General features: G+C 46.3%; 16 protein-coding genes and 1 pseudogene. 11 read left to right on the plus strand and 6 right to left on the minus strand.

Going from position 1 to position 24,297, the window contains the following annotated elements; all coding sequences use genetic code 11:
• Positions 1-122 precede the first annotated feature (122 nt).
• The gene (locus BWI96_RS01290) at positions 123-1,535 is read left to right on the plus strand and encodes an MDR family MFS transporter (RefSeq protein WP_106634889.1); all 1,413 of its coding nucleotides are present in this window, start codon (positions 123-125) and stop codon (positions 1,533-1,535) included.
• Here BWI96_RS01290 and BWI96_RS01295 read toward each other — a convergent pair.
• The 6 genes from BWI96_RS01295 to BWI96_RS01320 all read right to left on the minus strand — a co-directional run bounded on the left by BWI96_RS01295 (position 1,532) and on the right by BWI96_RS01320 (position 8,843).
• The gene (locus BWI96_RS01295; protein ID WP_106634890.1) at positions 1,532-1,990 is read right to left on the minus strand and encodes a hypothetical protein; all 459 of its coding nucleotides are present in this window, start codon (positions 1,988-1,990) and stop codon (positions 1,532-1,534) included. The two genes, BWI96_RS01290 and BWI96_RS01295, sit on opposite strands and share 4 nt — an antisense overlap.
• A 319-nt stretch (positions 1,991-2,309) precedes the next feature.
• Entirely contained in the window at positions 2,310-3,773 is a 1,464-nt protein-coding gene (cls, locus tag BWI96_RS01300; RefSeq protein ID WP_106634891.1) for a cardiolipin synthase, read from the minus strand.
• A gap of 2 nt (positions 3,774-3,775) precedes the next feature.
• Positions 3,776-4,804 (minus strand): metal-dependent hydrolase, encoded by a 1,029-nt coding sequence (locus BWI96_RS01305; RefSeq protein WP_157830165.1) that lies wholly within the window; start codon positions 4,802-4,804, stop codon positions 3,776-3,778.
• Between the two features lie 495 nt (positions 4,805-5,299).
• Positions 5,300-7,099: a M14 family metallopeptidase gene (locus BWI96_RS01310; RefSeq protein WP_106634893.1), complete on the minus strand. Its 1,800-nt coding sequence runs from the start codon at positions 7,097-7,099 to the stop codon at positions 5,300-5,302.
• 50 nt (positions 7,100-7,149) lie between these two features.
• Positions 7,150-7,572 carry a hypothetical protein gene (locus BWI96_RS01315; RefSeq protein ID WP_157830166.1) on the minus strand — a complete coding sequence of 141 codons (423 nt, stop codon included), beginning with the start codon at positions 7,570-7,572 and terminating at the stop codon, positions 7,150-7,152.
• Positions 7,569-8,843 (minus strand): M14 family metallopeptidase, encoded by a 1,275-nt coding sequence (locus BWI96_RS01320; RefSeq protein WP_157830167.1) that lies wholly within the window; start codon positions 8,841-8,843, stop codon positions 7,569-7,571. The genes BWI96_RS01315 and BWI96_RS01320 overlap by 4 nt, the downstream gene beginning before the upstream one ends.
• Before the next feature lie 305 nt (positions 8,844-9,148).
• On the opposite strand from BWI96_RS01320, the gene BWI96_RS01325 reads away from it, so the two are divergent.
• The 10 genes and pseudogenes from BWI96_RS01325 (at position 9,149) to BWI96_RS01370 (ending at position 24,226) form a co-directional block, all read left to right on the plus strand.
• Positions 9,149-11,206: an OmpA family protein gene (locus BWI96_RS01325; protein ID WP_157830168.1), complete on the plus strand. Its 2,058-nt coding sequence runs from the start codon at positions 9,149-9,151 to the stop codon at positions 11,204-11,206.
• A 217-nt stretch (positions 11,207-11,423) separates the two neighbouring features.
• Positions 11,424-12,764: a glycosyltransferase family 39 protein gene (locus tag BWI96_RS01330; protein ID WP_106634897.1), complete on the plus strand. Its 1,341-nt coding sequence runs from the start codon at positions 11,424-11,426 to the stop codon at positions 12,762-12,764.
• The gene (locus tag BWI96_RS01335) at positions 12,740-13,153 is read left to right on the plus strand and encodes a hypothetical protein (RefSeq protein WP_157830169.1); all 414 of its coding nucleotides are present in this window, start codon (positions 12,740-12,742) and stop codon (positions 13,151-13,153) included. Before BWI96_RS01330 ends, BWI96_RS01335 begins: the two co-directional genes overlap by 25 nt.
• 157 nt (positions 13,154-13,310) lie before the next feature.
• Positions 13,311-14,129: a transketolase gene (locus BWI96_RS01340; RefSeq protein WP_106635046.1), complete on the plus strand. Its 819-nt coding sequence runs from the start codon at positions 13,311-13,313 to the stop codon at positions 14,127-14,129.
• Positions 14,130-14,217: 88 nt separating this feature from the next.
• Positions 14,218-16,202, plus strand: a pseudogene (locus tag BWI96_RS01345) (NAD-dependent epimerase/dehydratase family protein).
• Between the two features lie 90 nt (positions 16,203-16,292).
• Complete coding sequence (locus BWI96_RS01350; protein WP_106634899.1) at positions 16,293-17,189, plus strand: transketolase family protein; 897 nt, start codon at positions 16,293-16,295, stop codon at positions 17,187-17,189.
• 79 nt (positions 17,190-17,268) lie between these two features.
• On the plus strand, positions 17,269-18,912 hold the full coding sequence (locus tag BWI96_RS01355) for a hypothetical protein (RefSeq protein ID WP_106634900.1): 1,644 nt from the start codon (positions 17,269-17,271) through the stop codon (positions 18,910-18,912).
• A gap of 268 nt (positions 18,913-19,180) precedes the next feature.
• Positions 19,181-19,927, plus strand: a complete 747-nt coding sequence (locus BWI96_RS01360; RefSeq protein ID WP_106634901.1) for a glycosyltransferase family 2 protein — start codon at positions 19,181-19,183, stop codon at positions 19,925-19,927.
• Positions 19,928-19,966: 39 nt separating this feature from the next.
• Positions 19,967-21,358, plus strand: a complete 1,392-nt coding sequence (locus BWI96_RS01365) for an NAD(P)/FAD-dependent oxidoreductase (RefSeq protein WP_106634902.1) — start codon at positions 19,967-19,969, stop codon at positions 21,356-21,358.
• A gap of 150 nt (positions 21,359-21,508) precedes the next feature.
• Positions 21,509-24,226, plus strand: coding sequence for a hypothetical protein (locus tag BWI96_RS01370; RefSeq protein WP_106634903.1), 2,718 nt, complete (start codon positions 21,509-21,511; stop codon positions 24,224-24,226).
• The last annotated feature ends 71 nt before the right edge of the window (positions 24,227-24,297 follow it).

Below are 24,297 nucleotides of genomic sequence, written 5' to 3' on the forward strand. Positions count from 1 at the left end.
GTTTCATTTCCTGCCCTTTTCGTCCCCTTAAATGGCTTCCAGAAATAACAATTTGCAGACCAAATGACTTATACAGAGGACTTGTTTCGGGGTCTTAGGTAATTGTTAGCTTGTTTTATTTGATGAAAAGTCCCGCTTCCGTACTCATTCCCTTAATGCTTGGCACGCTCATGGCCGGGATCGACAGTAGTATTGTTAACGTATCCTTACCAACCATGAGCCGCGAATTTGGTGTGAAAGTCGATGCCATCGAATGGGTCATTACCATTTATATGCTGGGCTTTTGCATCTTCATGCCGCTTACCAACTGGCTGCGTCTCAGACTTGGCTTTTATAAATTGTATATCGGAAGTCTCAGCGTTTTTATTCTGGGGTCGCTTGGGTGTGCCTTAGCCGGAAATCTGGAACAACTCATTGCCGCCCGTGCCTTGCAGGCTTTCGGCGGTGGAGCTTTGTCTCCTACTGCTATGGCTATTCTGACTACCGTTTTTCCGGCGAACGAACGAGGAAAAGTCATGGGTTGGTGGTCGCTGGGAGGCATAACCGGTCCCGCTATTGGTCCAACCCTGGGAGGAATTTTAACAGAAGCCTTTGGCTGGCCGTCCATCTTTTACATTAACCTGCCCATCGGCTTGCTAGCCATCGGCATCGCCGCCCGATCCCTGAAATTCCTGGATCGTTCGAGTGATAAAAACATCCACTTTGACCGGGTGGGTTTTATCTATTTTACTGCTTTCATCGTCCTTTTTCAGTACGGCATCGCTTTATTATCAAGCAAGGGGCTTGGCTCACTTCAGGTCTTGATTCCTCTCGTCGTTTCCCTGGCGGCCTTTATTATTTTCATCAAACGCAGTTACAAACGCCCCGAAGCCTTATTTGATCTGAGTATTTTTGAACGTCCGCTTTACGTAGTTTGCATTTTCATTACTACGCTCCGATCCATCGCTCTCTTTAGTGGTCTTTTCCTATTACCTTTTTTATTGCAGGGGTATCTTAAGTTTTCAGAACTGGATTCGGGATTAATGATCCTGCCTAACTCGGCAATGATGGCCATTTTCACGCCACTCGCCGGAAAGTTATCAGATAAATACGGCCCCAGACGTTTTGTGATGGCGGGCCTGGCTCTGGTTGGCATTTCCATGTTCCTATTTTCGCAGATCAACACGCCGAGTGTACCCTTCGTCATAGCCGCCATGACGGTGAGGGGCATTGGATTAGGCTTGCTGGTTTCCCCGCTTACGGCTACTGCCATGAATGCCGTATTACCCAATCAGGTAACCCCGGCCTCTTCGGTATATACGCTGGTTCAGCAGTTAAGCGGCTCTATTGGCATTGCGGTTAGTGCCTTATTACAGCAACTCATCTACCAATACTACGTCGGCCAGCACGCTTCTGACATGCTGGCCGAACATTATGCCATTCAATATGTATTTATGATTTCGGGTGTGCTGGTCATGGTCGGTGTACTAGTCGCTCGAAGGTTACCCCGCACGAAAGCCCGCATTCCTGAGCAAACGCCCGATGCCATCGTTTAATAGTTTTGCAACACCTCTTTCAACTCCTGTGTGTCTTTAGCCTGATCTTGCGGTAAAGCCGGAACGTTTACGCCTTCTGAATTCGCCAGCCTGAGAAAGTGGGCCGCCACTTGAGACAAATAAGGCGAATACATTTTCTGGTCGGGTTCGGTCACAATTCGAGCCAGATAGTATTGATTATTAGCCGCAAAAGCCATATACATCAAGATCTTTTGCTTACCATTTTGTTCTACTTTTCCGGTCAAGGTTTCGATTTGGTCGACCGTCTCGGGCGTAAAATTTTGCGTTAAAACCCATACTGGATCGCATCCTTTCGGGATTCTATCTTCAACCAATCCGTTAAAGACCTGTGTTTCGTCTCCTGAACGGGAAAAAGCGTATATACGAAAAGCCGTTTCGCAGGCAGGTTTTTCGGCCTCATATCGGTGTTCGTGCCATTTTGCGTACTGGTCCATCCTTTCGGTGGCTCTTCATGCCATCCACCTAATGCAAGTAGCAGGCTACAAATGATGTATTTCATAACAAGCTGTGGTTTAAAAATACATATACGTATCGTTTTCCAAAAAGATTGAATTTTCTCAGTTTTTCCGTTGGCAGTTTTCGGCTCCCGGTTGCTTTTTCCAGCTAATCGTCCAGGTTTCAATCCACAGAAAAATTAAAATTAACGTTACTAAAACGTTTTAATAATTATTAAAACATACTAGTCAATCCACTTATCGCTTTTTCTAAAATTTTAGAAAGAAGGTTTGCTAGCTTAGTTGAATGCGGGTCGCCTTACAATAAAGGCGAAATCATGCGGGTCAGTTTTTCTAGCATTCGTTTCCATTTGGGACGGTTAATCCATTGTTGAGGATCGATGCGTTCGGCGTGCTGAAGGTCTTCGTAGAAGGCTTTTCGAAGTTTTTCGGAGAAATCTGCATCGTAGATAAAGGCATTTACCTCAAAATTTAACTCAAAACTTCGGTGATCCATATTGGCCGTTCCTACAGCGGAAAGTTGCCCATCGGACACAATGGTTTTAGCATGAATGAAACCCTTTTGATACCGATAAATCTCCACGCCTACTCGCAACAGATCATCATAATATGAACTCGCCGCCGTGTTTACAATCCAGGAGTCCGAAATTCCGGGCACGAGCAGTTTAACCTTAATCCCACTCAGGGCCGCTACAATCAGGGCATCCTGTAAACTATCACCGGGAATAAAATAGGGAGTGGTAATGAGAATCTCTTTTCGGGAAAGATTAATCACCTGTAATAGAGCGAATAAAATCGTAGGCTGCACCGAATCAGGCCCACTGGCCGCAATCTGAACCAGAGCGTCCGCTGGAAAAGCATCGGGTTCGCAGTAATAGTGCCGACTCGGTTCCAGCGTATCTTGGGCACAAAAATTCCAGTCGCACATGAAAATATACTGAAGGTAATACGAACCTGGCCCGTCGATGCGGATGTGCGTGTCCCGCCAGTACAAATCGTTATTATTGGGATTTCGATAACGGTCAGAAATGTTGATTCCACCCGTGAAAGAGGTACATCCATCAATGACAATAATCTTGCGGTGATTGCGGTAATTCAGTCGGTTGGCCAAAGCAATGAAAATAACTTCGTAAAAGGGATACGCCTCTACCCCAGCCTTCCGAAGCTCGGGAGCAATGGAACGGCGAATGGATCTGCTGCCAAAATCATCGTAAATAAACCGCACCTGAACGCCTTCCTGAGCTTTTTGAATCAGAATATCCTTGATTTCATTTCCAATGGCGTCGTTTTCGTAGATGTAATATTCAATGTGGATGTGATGTTTGGCATTCTTTAATGCCTTGATAATCTCGGGAAACGCCTCTTCGCCATTTAGCAATAACTTCACCTGATTTCGAGACGTTAATGGACTCAGGTTATCATTCAGCAGTAGATACGCTAACTCGCGATTTTGCTGAACGGCCGGGGCGTCGGCCTTCAGGTTATTTTCAGTAATCTGGGTAACCTGCGTATGGAGCTGTTTGAGTAACTGATCGTTGTCAATCAATTTCTTGGAATACAAACTTCGTTTTCGATAATTGATTCCGAAGGACAAATAGATGAAGATTCCGGCAACGGGAAGAAAAACCGTTAACAACAGATAAGCCAGCGTTTTAGTACTGGCTCGGGTATCATAAATGATGCGAACGCATACCAGAAAAACAATAAACCCGTAGACGACTTCCCAGATTAATAGCCAATCGATTTCTTCTAAAAAATGCATGATTACTCTAAAGTTTTAGGAGCCTCAACCTGCTGACCACCGATTCGCTGTATCATTCGTTGAATACTTCCCTGGTTCCAGCCCGAAAAACGCCCCCGCTGCATCACCAAGCGATTATCGTAGTCCGCATTTAAATAGAAGTGGAAAGCAAAGGCTGCGTCAGGATTTTCCCAGCCTAATACCTGTCCGAAGCGAAGTACATTAAACTGCAACGCATGGTCCTGATCGCTGATGGTATAAAAGCCCCGGGCAAAATATTTCAGATCCTGCACTTCTTTTTCTTTTTGAATATTCCTCAATAACTCTTCCCGCTGCGGCACGAAATGAAATGGGGTCCATCCATGGTCAAAAACCGAGCGATACCCGATCTGGTACCCCCCCGGCACCGCCGCTACCGCATACCATAACAAACTATTGAACGGCGTCGGCGTAGTGAAATAATCCGTACTGGTAATGGATTGAGTACGCAGGGATTCTTCAATCGAGTGGTTGATTTTTCGTTTATGAAAAAGGGTAACGGAGAGGTACAAAAAGCAGGAGATCAGCCCCAGACTAACCCAGGCTTTTCGGGCGGAATGCTGGTTTTTCAGATAAAGCAACGCGAGGCAGGAAAGAACCAGCGGTAAGGTAAATAAAGGGTCGATTACGTAAAGTAAATTGAAAGTAATCCGCTGATGACTAAAAGGTTCGAAGATGCCCGTGCCGTACGAGTTACAAACGTCCAGGAAATCATGGAGTAACAGCTGAATCAGAAAGAATAGATAAAAATGGAGAAAGTTTACCTGCGGAAATTTCTTTCTTAATACCCATGAAAAACCCAAAGGTGCCAAAAAGGCGAGCAACAGGGAATGAGTAATCCCCCGATGTACCAATAGATTTTCGGCGGGTGATAGAAATAGAGCATCCAGTGCGTCGATATCGGGGAGATTCTGGGCAACGGCACCGATGAGTAAAGCTTTCTTGCCGATGCGTTTGGCAAGGAATGCTTCTCCGACGCAGGCCCCGATGGTGATGTGAGTGAGCGTATCCAATTCGAGCAGTTGAAAGGTTTTTGTATTAACTCCTGAACAGGAACGGTGGTTCTGCCAAAGAATTTCTTGCGTCTGGTTAAGAGGTGATTTTTGTTACTCCCATTGGCTGGTGTCTTCACCAGCCATTAACAGTGGTTGGTGAGGACACCAACCACGGCGGATACTCCTGAGTAAGGGGCGATTTTAACACTCCTACGTTCCCACCGGGTTGATATCTTCTCCAGCCATTAAAGTGGTTGGTGAGGACACCAACCACGACGGAACGGTGGTTCTGCCAAAGAATTTCTTATGTCTGGGTAAGAGGTGATTTTTGTTACTCCCCCTGGCTGGTGTCCTCACCAGCCATTAACCGTGGTTAGTGAGGACACCAACCACGGCGGATGATTGTCAATCCGAAAAAGCATAGTAACAAAACAGACGGCAGGAAAACCTGCCGTCTGTCATTTGGGGGCACCATTTCGTTCCCCGGCCAAACGCGATGGCATCGCGTTTGGGCTATTTTTTCTTCTCGAAATTGCCGCTGGCAGTTACTACCCCACCTTTCTGGCTGTTTACTTCGATATTCCAGTTACTGGGATTACCCTTTACAATCCAACGTAGACGTACATAACCCAAACCAGGAATATTCGCTACTTCGAGTTTATCGGGATTTAGTTTCTGCTCTCTGTAACTCTCAAAAGCAGGAGATGGACCACCATAACCCATACCGCCACCGTCGGGGTTACTCATCTGCAAGCCACTCACCACCTGTGCTCCTTTCAGCGTTACATAGTCCGGCAGGTTGATTTTGTTTTTTACGTCAAAAGATGAGTGCGTAGGGATGACGCGGCTATTGGTAATGGTTGCCGTGATTTGCGTTAATCCGTTACCCAAATCCTGCTTTTCCACTTCCTTCACCTCAATTTTTGGCATCTGGTTCGCGTGGAAAATCGTGAAAGCCGCATTCCGGTGGCCGTCGGTTTCCAGAATAAAACCGGGGTGATTTCGGATGTAGTTTTTCTTGAATCCACCAATTTCGATATCACCGTATTGCGGATGTTTGAAAGGTTTCCATTCGACAAACGCATCCCCGTGCAGTAACAGACGATCAAAATCATAAGGCTCGGTATTGGGAGCATTTCTGAGTTCGTTCGACTCTCCTTTTTTGTTGAAATACAGGTAAGACGTCCACAGCTCGTTTGAGAACATAAAAATGCCCCGACCCAAAGCAAACCAATCGATTTCGCCGCCGTAAACCGTATAAAGGATTTTATGAATCGCTCCGTATTTATAGGACGGAATCATTTTTTCGCCCGTTTGTCCGAGGTAATCGTATACCTGCACGTCCTCGCGGTCGTAATGAATATCGTCCTCCGCCGCACCGGGGCCGCGTAAGAACATCCCGCTGAAATTGTGATAACTCTGGGCACCCGCAATATTGGGATGTTTCATGACCCATTCCATAATGGCCCGAGGTTCGGGAAGACTGAAAGGGTATTTGTACGCTCCACCCTGAATATAATCGGGCTGCCAGTTCCAGGCCCAGTCACGGTTCGGGTCATAACTTCCCGGACGATCTTCGTTGATCTGACCATCGCCGTCATTATCCAGCCCTTCGTAGCCCAGCATTTCGTATTCTCCCTGCTCGCCGGGTTTCACGGGAATCAGCATCCGGGGGTCTTCAGGATTCGTTTTCAGGCGACCATAAGGCGACTTCCGACGCATCATCGTGATTTCACCATCTCCGTCCAGATCGTCGAAGTTATCTTCATCTACCAAACCATCGCCGTCGTCATCAATGGGTAACATGCCCGAGCGTGGCGTGTTGGCGGTATTGGCATTGTAAATAAAGTCCTCGCGGGCATCGGGGTTAATCGTTGGAGCGAAGTAAAAGGCTTTGTCCCGCAAAAGTTCTTTAATAAAAGCATTGGAAGCATGGTTTTCAGTCAGATACCAGGCGGCATACAAAGCCATTTCCGAACCCTGCAACTCGTTGGAGTGAATGTTCCCATCCGTCCAGAAAGCCGGTTTTTGCGTATCTGGCTTCCCTGATTTCATATCCGTAATGGTAAGCACGTACAGGTCCCGGCCCTGCTGGGACTTACCGATGGTTTCGAGCTTAGCCAGGTTAGGGTAAGCTTTCACGATTCGCTGCATAATGTCCAGCAAACCTTTGTAGTCGTAATAGCGGTTCCAGGAAACCTGTACCTTCGGGTTGGGTGGGGTGCCAATGGCTCGAATCCCCACCGGGTCTTTCTGCTGGGCCATTACTGAAGCTCCAGAGAGCAGTAAGGCCAGCGTTACTAATTTTTTCATGCGATGAATATGTTGAGCGTCATCAGTTCAGGCTGAAGACGACAGAGTCATTATTTCAGGGTAACATTCACTTTCGCCGAACCCGTAGGGCCCGCAGATGCCTCAATTTCGAAGGTACCAGTACCGGAAACCAGCCAGGTCATTTGCTCAACACCGTTACCGGCAATAGCGGTACGAACCAATTGATGCGTACGACCCGAAATGATTTTCTGGTTTTTAGACGGAGTTGCAATTACCTTCAAACGGTCTTCGTATTTCACGCGATTACCGATTTCTGAATGCGTAGGTAATAACCCTTTATTATGCACATCAACCGTGATTCGGTTCAGACCTCCTGACAGATTTTCCGTTTTCACATGCACGATTTCAATCTCAGGCATGGCCTTTGCGAAGGCTAGCAGGAAGCTGGCGTGTTTGTCGGCGGCTGGGGTCAATAAGGCTACCGGAGGATTCCATTTCACAAAAGGCATCATGCTCCTACTTCTACTTTCTGGTTGGGGAAATCGGGGTGCTTGATTTCTTTCCACTCCACGAAAGCCGGAATGTTGTTAGTGGCCGCCCATTTCAGCACATTTACCTCGTCTTCTGAACCTCCCCCTGCGGATGTCATGCCACGACCGGGCATTGCACCGGGACGCGGAGCAGGCGTTGCTCCTGCGGGGCGAGCCGCCGCTTTTGTGGTGTCTTTAGGCATCCACCAACCGGGCGTCGAGAAACTGAATTTACCGAAATGGTAATAAGCCCAGGTGGATACGTCACCTTTGCTGGGAGAAAGTGTCGGAGCATCGGTCAGGCCTGCTCCTGTGTATAATTTGCTGACATACTCATTAATCGCCACGTCTTTGGCTTGCCAACCTTTGATAATCCGCTGATTGGCTTTCATCGCATCAAACTTGTTCGGTTCAGTCAGGTTATTCGACATCCCGAACGTAATAATCGCGTAGACGTTTTTATTCTCATAAAGCCAGTCTACCAAGGCCCGGTTTTCGTTTTCAGAAATGGGGTAATCACCCGCTCCGGGCTTGAAGGGTTCGTATTCGAAGGTAAAGTTTTTGTTCAGTTGAATCCCGCCTTCGCCGTCTTCGTTGAATTCCCCATCCTTGTCATTATCAATACCTTCCGTGTACACCAGGTAACGTCCGAGTTCACCTTTCGAGGGGTCCGCTTTCACCAGAACGCGACTGTCGCCTTTTGCCACCCGGTAGTTACCTTCGGGATCTTCGATGCGAATCTGGGTAATGAGGCCATCGCCGTTAAGATCGTCCGGCCCGTCTTCGTTTATCCGCCCATCCCGATCGTCATCTGTTGTTCGGGCATTACCGCTGCGTTCATATTTTAATTTAGCGAAAAACTGAGCCGCTGCGTCTGGGTTTAGACTAGGAATGAAGTAGAACGTCTTGCTGGCTAACAGCTTCGATACACTATCCGTTGAAGCCTGGGTCAATAATTTTTCGGCGGTTTGCAGGCTTAGTTCCGTTCCGGCCAGATGCCAGCCTTCTACGTTAGCAATGATTACCACTGCGGGTTTTTTCTTTGCATCGCCCTGCCCGACACTCAGAACCCAAAGGTCTTTTCCGGTAGACGTTTTACCAATCGACTGAAGGCTGGTTAGATTTTTATGCTGGGCATTGATTTGCTGGAGACGTTTGGTCAAAGCGGCCTGATCGGGATAGACCGACTGAGCCCACAAGCGTCCACCCAGCAAGAGAGCAAGCCCAAGCGTGCTGATGAAGCGTTTTCTCATAGGGGATAGTTGATTTTTTGAAGTATTTTCCGGCTGATACTCAAACGTTAAATTCTGCAAAAGAGGAATCAAGCAGAAAAAAATAAAAGTAGTTTGGTCCGTTACTTACAAAAATAGAAGTTTAGGCTCCAGTTAACTTTAGTTTTGTTTTAAATTTCGACTAAAAAACTAATTCATGAGATAAGAAGCTTTTACTTATCTTGGACTAGTAAATCACAAAGGATGATCGGACGGCTTTCCGTTTCTTTAATTCAGTAACAGGCAAGTTACTTTCCTGCTTGCCCCTAGTATCTTTATTATTATTTATGAAAAGAACGATTGGCCTGATCTTTATTTATGTTCTTGGAAGTGTAGCAGGGGCTTTTGCTCAACGCATTCATTGGGCCACCAAAGTAGTGCAGGTTTCCTCGGAAACGAAGACCGAAGACTTTTCCTACGCGGCTAAACAAGCTTTGGGAAAACCCAACTCCGGGCCGGGCATGGGCGATAGCCAAGCCGCCTGGCAACCCGCCCAGCCGGATTCTGGCGAAGAATTTCTGAAAGTATCTTTTGACACCTTAATGCCCGTCCGTCAGATTACCATCGTTGAAAATTACGGGGCCGGGTGCATTAATCAGGTTTGGCTGAGCGATCCGAAAGGAGACGAAAAACTAGTTTATTCTAACTCCGCCGCTTTTCCATCCCATCAGGGTAAAGTCTGGTCTATTCCGTTAGAATCGCTTACCCGTTATCCGGTGGCAGCTCTAACCGTTGTGCTTAACACAACCAGACGTCCGGGGTATACGCAAATCGACGCGATTGGCATTTCACAGGACACCGTCCCGTTTAAACCGACGATCCATCTTTCTAAAAAGTATACGGATCAGAAAATTAGTAAGGAGAATCTGGGAGAAGCCATTAATTCAAAAGTGAATGAATTAACACCGCTGATTGCCTCAGATGGCAAAACCCTCTACTTTACCCGATGGAATCATCCAGAAAACCTGGGAAAACCCGTAAAAGAAGGAGATGATGAGATCGAAAGAAAAAAGCAGGACATCTGGGTTTCGCATCAGATTAACGGAGTCTGGCAGAAAGCTCAGAATATGGGACCTCCTTTGAATAATGAGGACCATAACTGCCTTTTTGCCATTTCGACGGACTTGCGTACCGCTTACTTAGTGAATGAATACGATAAGTCAGGAAAAATGTCTCTCGGCATCTCCTCTTCTCGTAAAACACCAACGGGCTGGACTTTTCCCACTCCCATGAAAATCGAGAATTTTGATATTCTTCGTCAGCACGGTCGTTACTCTACTGAATATGCTCTTTCGGCGGATGAACGTATCTTATTGATGAGCGTATACCGGGCCGACTCTTTCGGAGGTCGGGATTTGTACGTTTCTTTTCTGAAAGCTCCCAATCTTTGGTCTACCCCCAAAAATCTAGGAAAAATCATTAATACCCCCGAAGAAGATGGCTCCCCATTTTTAGCAGCGGATGGCAAAACCCTCTATTTTTCCAGTAAGGGACATCCGGGTTATGGTGAGCACGACATCTTTGTAACCCGCCGCCTGGATAATACCTGGCAGAACTGGTCAGAGCCAGAAAACCTGGGACCGATGATCAACACACCCAGTGATGATGTTTTTTTCTCTATCCCTGCTTCGGGAGATTATGCCTACTTATCTTCTACCGAGAATTCTTACGGAAAGGAAGATATCTTCCGCATTCGCACCACGGAAGCCATCAAACCCGAACCGGTGGTGATCGTTTCGGGAAGTGTGCTCCATTCGGTTACCAGAAAACCAGTAAACGCCAAAATTTTTGCTCAGGTCCTACAGGGCGAGAAAGACAGTATTCAAACGGAATATAACCCGGCCACGGGCGAGTATAAATTCATTCTGCCCAGCAAAAAGCTTTATGGGCTAAACGCCGCCAAAGAAGGGTTTTATCCCATTGCCGAAGAACTGGATTTGAGAGAGGAAAAACGGTATCGGGAACTTCGTAAAAACCTGTTACTGATCCCCATCGAAGCAGGAGCAAAAATCACGATGAACACCGTCTATTTTGAGCAAAGCCAGCCCGAAGTTGACTCTTCTTCTTTTGCCGAGTTACGTCGCCTGGTTCAAATCATGAAGGAACATCCTACGATGACGATTCTCATGGAAGGGCACACTGACAATCAGGGAGATTTCGATGCCAATCTGGTTTTATCTCAGCAACGGGTCGATCATGTCAAAAGTTATCTGGTCTTCAAAGGCATCTCAGCGAATCGAATTGTCTGCAAAGGCTATGGTTCCAGCCGACCACTGGTTAGTAATTACAGTGAAGAAAACCGGCGAAAAAATCGGCGGGTTGAGTTTACGATATTAACCAAGTAACCTACCCTTTTCAGCATCAGGGTTACCGCGTGAGTATGGGAATTACGTTCAGGTTGTGGATCGTTTTCACATCCTGTATTTACGCTGTACCCATCCCTAGGAAGCTTCTATTACCCGTGCACCGTTTCCATGATACATTCCCGTTAAGATTTGCATCCCCCAGCCTTTTTGACCATTTTCGCGACTCAATCAGCCTTCTTTGGTCCGAATTAGTGCCATGTCACGAAACCAACTTATCCTTTTCCTGTCTGGAATTCTGCTCCTGGCCTTTGGGCTTCGGGTGTATACACTAGGAGATTATAGTTTATTTTTTGATGAAAAATCGACCTTGCTCGTTTCGCAGGGCGTTCCGCTGGAAGGAGCCAATCAGCCCGAACTTCATCAGAAATATTTCACGCCCCAGGATTTCTGGCGACCCAAACACATGGCTGATTATTACGAAGCCATCAACCGCAGTGACATTGGCAACTCCCCGGCTTATTACGTATTGTTCCACGCCTGGGTAGCCCTGTTTGGGATGAGTGATTTCAGCGTTCGTTTTCTGTCGGTCATCTTTAGCGTTTTGATCGTTGCTCTGGGTTTTAGATTTACGCAAAAACACCTCAAAAGTGATAAGCTGGCTCTGAGTGTGGCTCTGGTACTGGCCATTGAACCCTTTTTCATCGCCTACAGTCATCAGGCCCGTAACTACTCGATGACCTTTTTCTTTACCTTATTACTGACCGACGTCTTTCTCGATATTGTTCGTTCCCCGAATCCGGTTCACTGGACGAAGTTCCTCTGGTATGGCGTACTGGCGTGGCTCGTCTGGTTCTGTCATTTACTGGCCATTATTGTCATCGCTATTCACGGCTTGTACGTGCTGTTATACGTTCGGAATCTTCGCACCTGGATCGGGCTGGGCTTATCCCTGTTATTACCCATTGCAGGCATGGTCTGGTGGATGTCGCCCGGAAAAGGCGGAGAATACACCTTGCACACGCTGAAATATCAGGGCGAACTGTATAATAAAGTAGCCCATACGCAATCACCGGAAATGCTCGCTACTCCTAAAAATGTTTGGAGTAAACTGGCTCCCGTGCTGACCGATCAGTTCTGGATTACCAATGGGCTGGCCAGCCGTTTAACGGGAAAGACCAATTTTATCATCTGGGGCATTACCACGCTACTTTCACTCTTTGCCCTCTGGCAATATCAAAAGTATCAGCGGTTCAAATGGTCGATTCTGGCTATTCTCGCCACCCTCGCTTCTTTATTTTTATACAAAACTCAACCCTGGGGATTTTTGGCTCTACAAAGTGGCTTTATCCTCTTAGGGGTTCTGATCTATTACGGTACTCGGAGAAAGGCGGCTTCCGAGCGTTCATTACTTGTACTTTTCGCCTTATTAACCTTCGTCCCTACGGCTTTTCTGGTGGTCATGACTCTGAAAAACGGGCATACGTTTGGCATTACCCAACGATACGGCGGCTTTTCATTCCCTTATGCTATCATTCTGATTGCTATAGCCTACGGGAAAGCTCTAAGCTTGCCTTGTGGGCAAAGGTCATTATCGTAGTGGCCTGCGTGACTCAGTTCGGGGCAATTGCTAAAATGCTAAGAGAAATCTACCAGGATCGTTCTCCCAAGTACACTTATCGGTCGGAAGCCCGGATTCCTAATCCTTATATCAAATCCGCCGAACTGCTGAAGAAACTATACATGCCTGGCGATACCATTCTTTATCCGAGCGGGGTAAAGGATGTTTTTGGAGCGGCTGATGAATACACCTATGGCATCAAAGTATCCGTTGTGGATGCTCAGCTTATCAATGTCTATCTCCCCAAAGACGCAACCTATTGGCAGCGAATCGACCCCGCCGAGTCAGATAAATTGTATCTTTGGCAAAAGTCAACCGGAAAAAAACGGCTGATTTTTGATTTCGAAGGAGCCAAGTATCGCTATTAATAGTGCAATAGCCTCCTTTGAAGTGACCACGTCAGAATTAATTTCATCGACAAATAACTGGATTCTCCGAACATTCAGCCTTTAAAAAGGTTTGAATCTACGAATCCTACCATTGCGATTACCAGTAACCAATTTCAACTGCCAGCCTTATTTTTCCATGTTGGAAACTGAATTAAAACAATTAGCCGGAGAGTTGCGACTCAAAACGCTGGGGCTCTACAAAATGGCCAATGCTGGTCATATTGGTTGCTCCATGAGTTGCCTCGACCTGATGATCGGAACACTAGTGAAGCAAAAACGCGAGTCCGAAACCTTCATTCTTTCGAAGGGTCACGCGGCAGTGGCACTGTATATCTGCCTGAACTACCTCGGCGAAATCTCTGACGATACTTTACAAACGTTTTATAAGAACCACACTACGCTTCCCGCTCACCCGGCTCCCAACAAACACGCCGGCATTCCTTTTGCGACGGGTTCGTTAGGGCATGGTCTGCCCATTGCCACGGGTATTGCCAAAGCCAATCAATTATTGGGTGCTGATTTACTGACCTTTGTGTTAATGTCTGACGGAGAAACCAACGAAGGCACTACCTGGGAAGCTCTGCATTTTGCGGTGAATAATCAACTGGATCAGCTCATTGTGTTGATTGACCGGAACCGTTTGCAGGGATTCGGACAGACGCAGGACATTCTGGGTGATTCAGCCGATCCCCGAAAATACGAGGCCATTGGAGCTGAAGTACACGAAATCGATGGTCACGATATTCCAGCGATTATCCAAACCGTTGAACATCTTCGCTCACAGCGGAATGGCAAACCCAAAGTCATTGTGGCCAATACGGTAAAAGGCAAAGGCATTTCTTACATGGAAAATCGCATGGAATGGCACTACCTGCCCATGTCTGCCGACCTCTACGAGCAAGCCCAAAAAGACGTTACCGAGACTTATCAACTATCTGTAGAACACGTTCATTAGTTTTCGGTTGTTAGTTTTCCGTTGTCAGTTATTGCTTCTATGCATCAATTGAAAACTGAAAACTGCAAACGGTAAACTGCCCCATCGAATGACCGAATCATTACGTGACGATATATTGCAGCTGCGTGGACCCATTTTTGTATTTGGTGCCAGTGGGTTTATTGGAGCTGCATTGTTTGAAAAACTCTTTGCCATCCGCAAAGATGTATATACCCTTACTCATGATGCCCGCAAGGCTGGCGTTTGAAGTTACTGGACGTTCCAGCCGAAAATGTCATCCACTGCGACATCGTTTCTCCGACCTCCGTTAAAGGTGTTTTTGACGAGTTAAAGCCCAAAACGGTCTTTAATCTCGCAGCGTATGGGGCTTACTCCAAGCAACAGAACATTACGCTGACCTATGAAACGAACGTAATCGGAACGGTTAACATTTTGGAAAACTGTACTTCCGAAACGGTATACATCCACGCCGGAAGTAGCTCGGAATATGGCTTTAACTGCACAGCCCCCTCCGAAATGGATCCCGTAGAGCCGAATAGCCACTATGCGGTTTCAAAAGTTTCTTCGGCCTATCTCGTTCAGTTTTATCATCAGGTTCAGCAGAAAAAGGCGGTTAACCTTCGTTTGTATTCCATTTATGGAGATTGGGAAGAACCCGACCGCCTCATTCCAAGACTGATCGAAAACGTTCGGAAAGGACAACTTCCTCCGCTGGTCTCGCCTGAAATTTCCCGGGATTTTGTGTATGTAGACGACTGCATTTCTGCCTTCGTGAAAGCCGCTCTGGCGGACTACAGCGTGATCGGAGGAAAGTCCTATAATATTGCTTCTGGCGTTAAAACCACCATTGCTGATCTGGTCAGAACCGTTCAGCAACAATTTGGAATTAAGCAGGAAGCCGTCTACGGAACCATGCAAAACCGGAAGTGGGACCTAGCCGAATGGTACGGTGATCCGACTGCCGCCCGTCAGGACTTGAACTGGGGGACCAAATTTTCATTGGCCGAAGGGCTGCAACGCACCTACGACTGGCAGCAGAAGCATCAGTACGAAGAGCGGATTGTTCCGGCCTTCGAAAATCCATACTTAAACCCGGTTATCTCGGCTATTATTGCCTGTTACAAAGACGCTCAGGCCATGCCTTACATGTACGAGCGACTCGTAAAGACGTTCAATGCCATGAAGGTTCGTTACGAAATCATCTTTGTAAATGACCGCTCCCCCGATGATACCGAAGCCGTTCTGGAACAGCTCTGTGCCAAAGATCCGAACGTCATTGGGATCACCCACTCCCGCAACTTTGGAAGTCAATCGGCCTTTCTCAGTGGGATGGAAATTTCTACGGGCGATGCCGTGGTATTAATGGATGGGGACTTACAGGATCCCCCAGAAATCATTCCTGACTTTTACGAAAAATGGCAGGAAGGGTTTGAAGTGGTCTATGGCACGCGAGTACAGCGGGAAATGAAGCCGCACATGCACATTTTCTACAAAGGCTTCTATCGTATTTTCCAGAACCTGAGTTACATCCCCATTCCCCGCGACGCCGGTGATTTCTCCATGATTGACCGGAAAGTGGTGAAAGAACTGGTAGCCCTACCCGAAACCGAACAATTCCTTCGGGGCTTACGAGCCTGGGTCGGCTTTAAGCAAACGGGAGTACCCTACGTTCGTCCCGAGCGGATGTTTGGTGTTTCTACTAACAACTGGCGAAAAAACATTGCCTGGGCCCGCAAAGCAATTTTCTCATTTAGCTTTGTTCCTTTGGAGTTGATGAGTTACGCTGGCTTCATCCTGACTGGTCTGTCCGTTCTTGGTATTTTCTACCAGATTCTGGCCAAATACGTCATCGACCCAGATACGCCGCAGGGCATAACGACAGTTATTATTCTGATTACTTTGTTTGGCGGATTGACCCTGCTGGGCCTTTCCTTCCTCGGCGAATACATCAGCAAGATTTTCGAAGAGACGAAGAAACGTCCCAAGTTTATCCGCACCATGGTTAGAAAAGGCGGCAAAAAATACCAGACCTCCGAAGAGATCAAAACGCTGGTTACTCAGCAGAAAAAATAAGGACAGTTTACTGTTGTCTGTTTACTGTTGTCAGTTATGGGATACTTTAAAACTGACAACAGTAAACAGACAACTGACAACTAAACCATCATGAGAAAAGAATTTAGTGAAGCCATTGAGAAGTTAGCTTTGGAGGATGAAAAGCTTATTTTCATCACGGGCGACTTGGGGTATAGTGCCCTGGAAAATGTTCAGAAAGCCATGGGTCCCCGGTTTATTAACGCAGGGGTGGCTGAGCAGAACATGGTCGGCATGGCCGCAGGAATGGCTTCACGAGGCTATAAAGTGATTTGTTATTCCATCGCTCCCTTCGTAGTGTATCGCTGTTTGGAGCAATTCCGTAACGACGTTTGCCTGCACAATCTGCCCGTTTTTCTGGTGGGTAATGGAGGTGGTTATGGCTACGGAATTATGGGAAGTTCACACCATGCCATCGAAGATTTAGCTGCTCTGAGTCCCCTGCAAAACGTAACCTGCTACGTTCCTGCTTTTGCTGACGAAGTTGGTGATTGTGTAAGAACCATGGTACAGACTGGACGTCCGGCTTACCTACGTTTAGGCTATGGAAAAAATACACCTTCGCTGGAGCAGACTTCAGGGTCTTTCAAAGTGCTGAAGAGTTACCCCGATGCAGAAGCCAGTGTGATTTCACTAGGCCCAGTTACGCAGAATGTCCTGACAGCTTTAGACGGTGATGACCGTAAGATTAACCTATTGACAGCCCTAACGCTACCGCTTCAGGTAACGGATGAAATCGTCCGGCTACTGACTGATGCAGGGCATGTCATTGTTACTGAAGAACACGTCAGCATTGGTGGTCTGGCTCAGCAACTTTCGGTGCAATTGCTCGAAAGAGGAGTTTCCTTAAAGTCATTCAAAAGCCTGCGAGCCGAAGGGTATCCCGACGGATTATACGGCGATCAATCCTATCATCAGCAGCAATCCCATCTTGATTCAGCATCCATACTGGAAGCATTACCTGTCTAATGTTTTGAGTTTTGGGTTTAGCGTTATTATTGTTGTTTCTACAGTGATAACGCTAAACCCAAAACTCTAATTTCTCCCCATGTCCAACAATCGATCTATCTCTTTACTGGTCTTTGGTATGGGCTTAGTACCTATACTTCTGTACTTTTACTTGCTTGATTCACTGGCCATTAATATTCCTAAGTGGGATGATCACGGCTTGCGGGCCTTTATCATGCGATTTCAGGAAGCTCAGTCACTTCCCCAGTATATTGACGCGTTCTGGAGACAGCATAATGAACACCGCATTGTTTACGACCGAATCGTTTCCCTTCTGGACTATGTTCTTACGGGTCACCTGAATTTTGTGCACTTGATGTGGGTAGGTAATCTGTCTCTGCTCCTCATTGTACTGGTCTGGTATAAAGTATTGAAGCAATCCGTAGGCTTACTTTATGTATTACCCATTCCTTTTCTGATTTTCAATCTCTCCCAGTGGGAGAATATGTATTGGGGCATGGCCGCCCTGCAAAACTTTGGCGTCATTGCCTGGGTCATTTGCTGTCTATACGCCCTAGCCTATCAGCTACCTTTAGGGATCTGCATTTCATTGGCTATTTTAACCAGTATCACCAGCACTAATGGGTTATTAATCTGGCCCCTTGGTGTCATTGTGTTGTGGCTTCAATCGCCTAAAAAGAAAGTGTTTATCTGGCTGGGGGTTGGCGTTCTGGTCTGGGTTCTTTACTTCCTTCATTACGAAAAGACGGAACAACCCACCCACCCCGTTCCGAATAAAATCGTTGCCTACGTCCGGGCTGTTTTATTGATTCTGGGGTCCATCGCCGAACCGCTCTATCCCCGAAAATCAACCTTACTGGTTTTGGGGACTGGCTTGATACTGTTTGTTCTTTCTGGTGGCATTCTCCTGCGATTAGCTTTAAAAGTTTTTCAAAAACAATCCTTAACTAAAGTCGAGTATTTCCTAGGGTCTGCTTTAGCTTTTGTTCTGGGTACTACTGCCATTGTCGCATTCGGTCGGTTGGGTTTTGATGAAAATACCTTTACTACCAGTCGGTATAAAGTCTATACGATAGTCATAAGCCTGCTGGTTTATACCTGGCTCATCCTGCAAACCAATGGCTTTGTTCGAAAAACGATTGGATTAGTAACGTTACTGTTCAGCCTCCTCATTGCCTGGACTAGCTATTCCTATTTTTATGACGATAGCTTACGGCTCAGAAACCAATTGATGAGTGATCAGTTTAACTATTCGTATCCGGCTGAACCTGTCAAAAGTAAACCTATTAATGAAGCAGCGGCTGCCTGGTACAATGCCTCGCTGAACACGTTACTCCAACCCGACACGAATCAGCTTACGGCCTACCCCGGCCTGAAAATTACCCAGACGAAGCAGGTTAGTGTTCTGGAAATGGAGAAAGCTGGCGAAGCAGCGAAAGATTTTACCCGTTCCTATTACCTGCTCCACAAACCTGGTAAATCTTACCTGGTTCCGTTCATGTTTACAGCTATAGATCGTCCCGGAGTGGCCCCTGCTAGCCGGAACTATATTCATCCGTATTCATCGACAACGATTGACCATAATCCGAACCAATATTTACCCGGTGATTATTCGCTTTTAGTGGTTACCCATGACCATGGGAAGTCTACTCTCTATAAAACGGGACAAACGATCCATATCCCGGATCAGGATCAGACACCAGCTTTAAAACAGAACTGGTAGTAGATTATCAAAATATTATATTTAATCAAACGATACAATCTTATATGAGTTAGCAAAACAAAAGGTCCAGCTGTAGGTTATCCAATTACGGCGATTACGCAACTGGTAAGTAAGTATTTGTCTAGTGATTATCTTAAGGTAAAAGACAAACGCTTAGTCCCAGAGTCTAATAGCTCGTATTCGGAAACCTGTTTCATCAAAATAATGCACTACCTTTGCTGAATCAACCTTGCTTGTTGTCTTTTCAGTAAGAACCAATAGTTATTTCATGTCTGTCCTGCTATCTATTGTAATGCCTGCCTATAACGAGGAGGAAATCATTGAAACCGTCGTTAAAAATTGGTCAGCATTTCTTGAAAAATATTTCCAGCCCCTCGGTGAAACCCGTCTTATCGTTGTAAATGATGGTTCCAAAGACTCAACCGGAGCCAAACTTGACCAGATAGCACCCAAGTATCCTCTTTTAATGGTGGTTCATCAGAAGAATGGTGGCCACGGAAACGCCGTTGTTCACGCGTATCGCAAAGCAGTAGAAATTGATTCAGAATGGGTATTCCAAACCGATTCCGATGATCAGTTCGTGGCTGAAGATGTCCTCAAGCTTTGGGAAAAACGGAATGAATCCGAGTTTATCATGGGTTTCCGTCAGGTCCGCCATGATGCTACCTTCCGCCTTTTTGTTACCCGCGTTCTCAAGTACTCTTTGTTTGCAGTATATGGAACGTTCATCAATGACAGTAATATTCCTTTCCGTCTGATTAAGGGTAGTTTACTGAAACGATTATTAGCTCAGCTCCCAACGCCACTACCTTTTGCTCCCAACATTTTCCTCGCCATTATGGCTCGGAAAGCTGGTAATAAAACATTTGATATCCCCATTACTCACAAAGAACGGGCCACTGGCGAGGTATCCATTCAGAAAATGAAGCTGCTTAAAGTTTGCTGGCAAAGCTTCAAGGAATTATTCCAGTTCCGTCAGGAATTGAATTCCAAAGTCAGAGCGATCAAGGCTTAGTAACACCTCATTTCTGAAATTGCACTTACATTAATCCTTATGAATTATAAATACGTCATTATTGGTTCTGGTCCGACGGGTCTTGGGGCAGCTTATCGTCTGAAAGAACTGGGTATCACTGATTTTATCGTCCTTGAAAAAGAAGATCACATTGGTGGATTAGCAACCAGTTTCGTCGATGAACAAGGTTTTACCTGGGACGTTGGTGGGCACGTACAATTTTCGCATTACAAGTATTTTGACGAGTTAATGCTGAAAGCTCTGGGAGCAGACGGCTGGCTTACGCACCAACGCGAAAGCTGGGTATGGATCGAAAACCGTTTCGTTCCCTATCCTTTCCAGAATAACATCAAGTACCTTTCTCAGGAAACGATGTGGAAATGTCTGGATGGTCTGATTGATCTTTATAAGAAACCTTTTCAGGGCAAACCCGCAAACTTCCGGGAATGGATTCTGGCCACGCAGGGCAAAGGGTTAGGTGAAGTTTTCATGTTCCCTTACAACTTCAAAGTCTGGGCATACCCTACCGAAGACATGAACGCTGTCTGGGTAGGCGAACGCGTTTCGGTCGTTGATCTTCATCGCATTACTAAGAATATTTTATTCAACAACGACGATTATTCCTGGGGGCCCAATGCTACTTTCCAATTCCCCAAACATGGCGGTACGGGCGGTATCTGGGAAGCCGTAGGTGATCTGGTAGGTCGGGAGAATATTATCCTGAACGCCAACGTCGAAAGTGTTGATGCCGCTAGCAAGCAAATTACGCTGGCCGATGGGCGTACCATTGGTTACGAAACGCTGCTGAACACGATGCCACTGGACTTGTTTACCCAAAAAGTAAAAGGTCTGGATTCGGCTATTACTGAAAAAGCTCAGGGACTGAAACATTCTTCCACGAACGTAATTGGGATCGGTCTGAAAGGAAAGCCGAAAGCTGAACTCGCTACCAAGTGCTGGATGTATTTCCCTGAATCTAATAGCCCTTACTACCGAATCACGGTCTTCTCGAATTATTCGCCAAACAACGTTCCCAACATTGAGGAGCAATGGTCATTGATGGTGGAAGTAAGTGAATCTCCGAAAAAACCCGTCGATCAGGAAACCCTGATGGCGGAAGTGATCAGAGCCCTCAAGGAAGATCAACTGATTGAATCGGAAGAGGATATCATCTCGCAATTCCACATTCGCTTTGAATATGGCTACCCAACGCCAAGCGTAGAACGCGATGGCATTCTGAAAACGGTACTTCCTGCCCTCGAACCCCTGGATATATATTCCCGTGGTCGTTTCGGAGCCTGGAAATACGAAGTTTCTAACCAAGATCACTCCCTGATGCAGGGCGTAGAATGGGCCAACCGGGTAGCCATGAATGTACCTGAACTTTCGCTCTTCTTCCCAGATACGGCTAATGCCATGTGGGGAAAATAACGTAGCTAAAAAATAAGTAAGTACCATAAAATTGCCAGTTGCGGAACCACTGAATTTTATATCAGATGTTCCGTATTTTCGGTAACTGAATGGTACGCAAGTGTTGCGTCTTAAAACAACCCATTTATCGGATAAAAAATTTATTACCGGGTGAAGCGTCTTTACTGGTTTCTGGGAATTGTGTGTTTGGCTGGCCTGGCCTGCTGGGCCTACTATCGCTGGAGTACCAACGAACGTTCGGTGTGGGCTTATATTCCCGAAAATTACCTCTTAGCCGTTGAGAGTACTGAATTACAAAATCCGCCGGAACCGCTGCGTTCTTACCAGATCAAATTAACCGATTTACCCATTCTGGAAGAAGCCCAGGATGCTCTTCAATTGCTACGTCAGGCTGTTCCTGATACCTCTTTACTACACTCATTTCTGCACAATAAAACCATAACCTATTCGCTCCACGCCGAGACGAATAGCGTGGTTAACTACCTGATTTATGTCCCTTACCAGCCGGGAGATCAATCTTTTCTTTCGTATCTCAATGGATTAAATTCGAATGAAGTCAGAGGCCTGAAACATCAAACCGCGAAGCAGAGCATTACGGACGTCACCATCTCTAAAAGCCGGAAACGATTTTCTTTCATGCAGTATGATAACTATCTCATACTGAGTCCCTCCTCCTTATTGGTTGAGAACGTGGCGATGAAAATCAGTAAATTACTTGATGTACCGGATAATGCTCCCCCTACTCCTGACGAATACGCCACGGCTAAGACTAAATTCTGGCTTAACTGGGCGAATCTGAGCGTTCTTGCCGGACGCATGATGAGTCAGCAATCCGCAGCGGGATCATTACTGGCCTTACTTCCCGTAAATACTGCTTATAAAACTACGGTTAATAAAGTTCGGAAAGGCCTGCTGGTTGAGACGACCACCGCAACCAAGGATGCTCACGCCTATTGGCAAACCTTTGATTCCCAGCAAGCCGCTGCCCTGATTAGTCAACGCTTTATTCCTAATTCTACCGCCGCTTTTTACCAGTTTAGCCTCTCTGACCCCATTGGCTGGGCGAATCGTTTTCTGCGTTATCAGAAAAAACACGAGCCCTCGAAAGCGAATTTAAAGTCTGAGTGGCAAGACAAGTACATCATCAGTCCGGATTCGGTTTATTACCACATCAATCGGGAGCTGATTCTCTGCCGAATGGAAAGCGATGAATTGAACGAAGGAGGCAATATCTTGCTGATGAAACTGAATAATGCCCGGGCCTTCCAGAATTGGATGCACTACGAATCAGGCAGTATTCGGCAGGAAGAAAAAGCAAAGAAATTTGAGGAAATCATCTCGGGCTATACCATACGTCAGATTTTGTTACCGGAGTTACCTTCCCTCTGGTTTGGATCTATTTTTCAGGGTTTTCCTAAAACGTATTACACGGTCATTGATGGCTATGCCGTCGTAGCGAGCAACATGCAGGCCATGCGGAATTACATTACTGATTATAAACGCGGTAATGTGTGGATGAACTCCGCCCAGGGACAGGAAGTGCTTCGCATTTTACAGCCTCGTCCTTTCAGTTTGGTTTTCAACGCTGGAAAATCTTGGTTTTCGATCCTGAAAAACCTCAGAAGTGAATGGAAAGGACCCATTACCAATCTTGAAGAACCCATCAAACGTTTGAATTTCCTGACCTGGCAGGTGACGGTTTTGCCCGGTAAAGTGGATCATCAGTTTGTCTGGACGAAGGGCCGGGTTACCGCCGATCCTAGTTTGCTAAGAAAAGTTTTCCTGCAAAAGTTAATTCCTAATCCGCTCGGCAGACCGCTTCAGCGAGAACCGTATGTCTACCGAAACGCAGTCACCGGAACGACAGATTTAATTCTTACCACTAAAGATAATTACCTGATTCCGGTGACCGTTGGAGCCACGCCTACGGTCAAGTTTCGCCTGTCGGGGCCACTGGTAGCTCCGGTTCAGCTTATGGATTATTTCGGTAAAGGGCGGGATCAACTGGTATTATTTACCGAAACCCACTTGTACATCCTGAATCCTACCTCCAAGGGCTATCAGCTTTACGCATCCAAGCCATTTAGTAAATTGCTTGATTATGAATTAACTCTTTTTGATCAAACGCCCGAACGCAAAAAGCAGTTTTCTGCTCTCGATGCAGACGGACATTTATATACGATTACAAAAGCGACCTTGTCTCTTATGCCTTCGGGTTTGCGTTCCGACATTCGCCATGCCAACCTTCCCATCAGCATGGCCTACACCCAGGGCGATTCGTATGCCGTGTTGCTGCAACCCAACGGAAGCGTTGCCTTGTCGAATGCGAAAGGACTCAGTCTGCCTAATTTTCCCGTGCAACTAAACCAGCCGTTCGATGGCCCCGCCTTCGTGGAAACCACTGATCGCGATGCTGATTTTGCCCTTCAACTGGTTAGTGCCAATGGTGAAATTTTGAAGATGTCTCAGGAAGGAAAGGTGGTTAATCGCCGTCAGTTGATCAAACCTTCGAAAGAAACGCGATTCCGAATGCTGGTAGAAGAGTCGGCTAAGGATTGGCTCATTATTCAGCAAACAAATCAGAATGTTACCTTGTTTGATAAACAGGCAAACTCCCTTTTTAATATTTTCCCGATTACCTCAGAAAGTCAGCTTCGATATTATGACTTCGGAGCCGAAACGAAAATCATCGCAGTCACCGATTCTCGTGGAACTATGCTTTATAATTTGCAGGGCGAAGCTTTGATTCAGGCTCCCATTCCAAGCCTTTACAAGGTTACCATTGAATTTGCTGAATCCTATCAGAAACTCTTTATTTACGCTACCAGTGATAAAGGCGTTCAAATCCTAACCTCGAAGATTCGTTAATACCTTTGGAATCACTTTCTGCTGGTTTAGACCGATATTGATAATTTTGAGCCCCATTTACCAAAAGTCGA

Source organism: Siphonobacter sp. SORGH_AS_0500 (assembly GCF_002838835.1).
GTDB lineage: Bacteria > Bacteroidota > Bacteroidia > Cytophagales > Spirosomataceae > Siphonobacter.

Bases quoted from the DNA above. Each gene is read 5' to 3' on its own strand.
- BWI96_RS01310 (WP_106634893.1), bottom strand. From the start codon at position 7,099: ATGAAAAAATTAGTAACGCTGGCCTTACTGCTCTCTGGAGCTTCAGTA.
- BWI96_RS01365 (WP_106634902.1), top strand. From the start codon at position 19,967: ATGAATTATAAATACGTCATTATTGGTTCTGGTCCGACGGGTCTTGGG.
- BWI96_RS01295 (WP_106634890.1), bottom strand. From the start codon at position 1,990: ATGGACCAGTACGCAAAATGGCACGAACACCGATATGAGGCCGAAAAA.
- BWI96_RS01355 (WP_106634900.1), top strand. From the start codon at position 17,269: ATGTCCAACAATCGATCTATCTCTTTACTGGTCTTTGGTATGGGCTTA.
- BWI96_RS01340 (WP_106635046.1), top strand. From the start codon at position 13,311: ATGTTGGAAACTGAATTAAAACAATTAGCCGGAGAGTTGCGACTCAAA.
- BWI96_RS01325 (WP_157830168.1), top strand. From the start codon at position 9,149: ATGAAAAGAACGATTGGCCTGATCTTTATTTATGTTCTTGGAAGTGTA.
- cls (WP_106634891.1), bottom strand. From the start codon at position 3,773: ATGCATTTTTTAGAAGAAATCGATTGGCTATTAATCTGGGAAGTCGTC.
- BWI96_RS01350 (WP_106634899.1), top strand. From the start codon at position 16,293: ATGAGAAAAGAATTTAGTGAAGCCATTGAGAAGTTAGCTTTGGAGGAT.
- BWI96_RS01290 (WP_106634889.1), top strand. From the start codon at position 123: ATGAAAAGTCCCGCTTCCGTACTCATTCCCTTAATGCTTGGCACGCTC.
- BWI96_RS01315 (WP_157830166.1), bottom strand. From the start codon at position 7,572: ATGATGCCTTTTGTGAAATGGAATCCTCCGGTAGCCTTATTGACCCCA.
- BWI96_RS01320 (WP_157830167.1), bottom strand. From the start codon at position 8,843: ATGAGAAAACGCTTCATCAGCACGCTTGGGCTTGCTCTCTTGCTGGGT.
- BWI96_RS01360 (WP_106634901.1), top strand. From the start codon at position 19,181: ATGTCTGTCCTGCTATCTATTGTAATGCCTGCCTATAACGAGGAGGAA.
- BWI96_RS01330 (WP_106634897.1), top strand. From the start codon at position 11,424: ATGTCACGAAACCAACTTATCCTTTTCCTGTCTGGAATTCTGCTCCTG.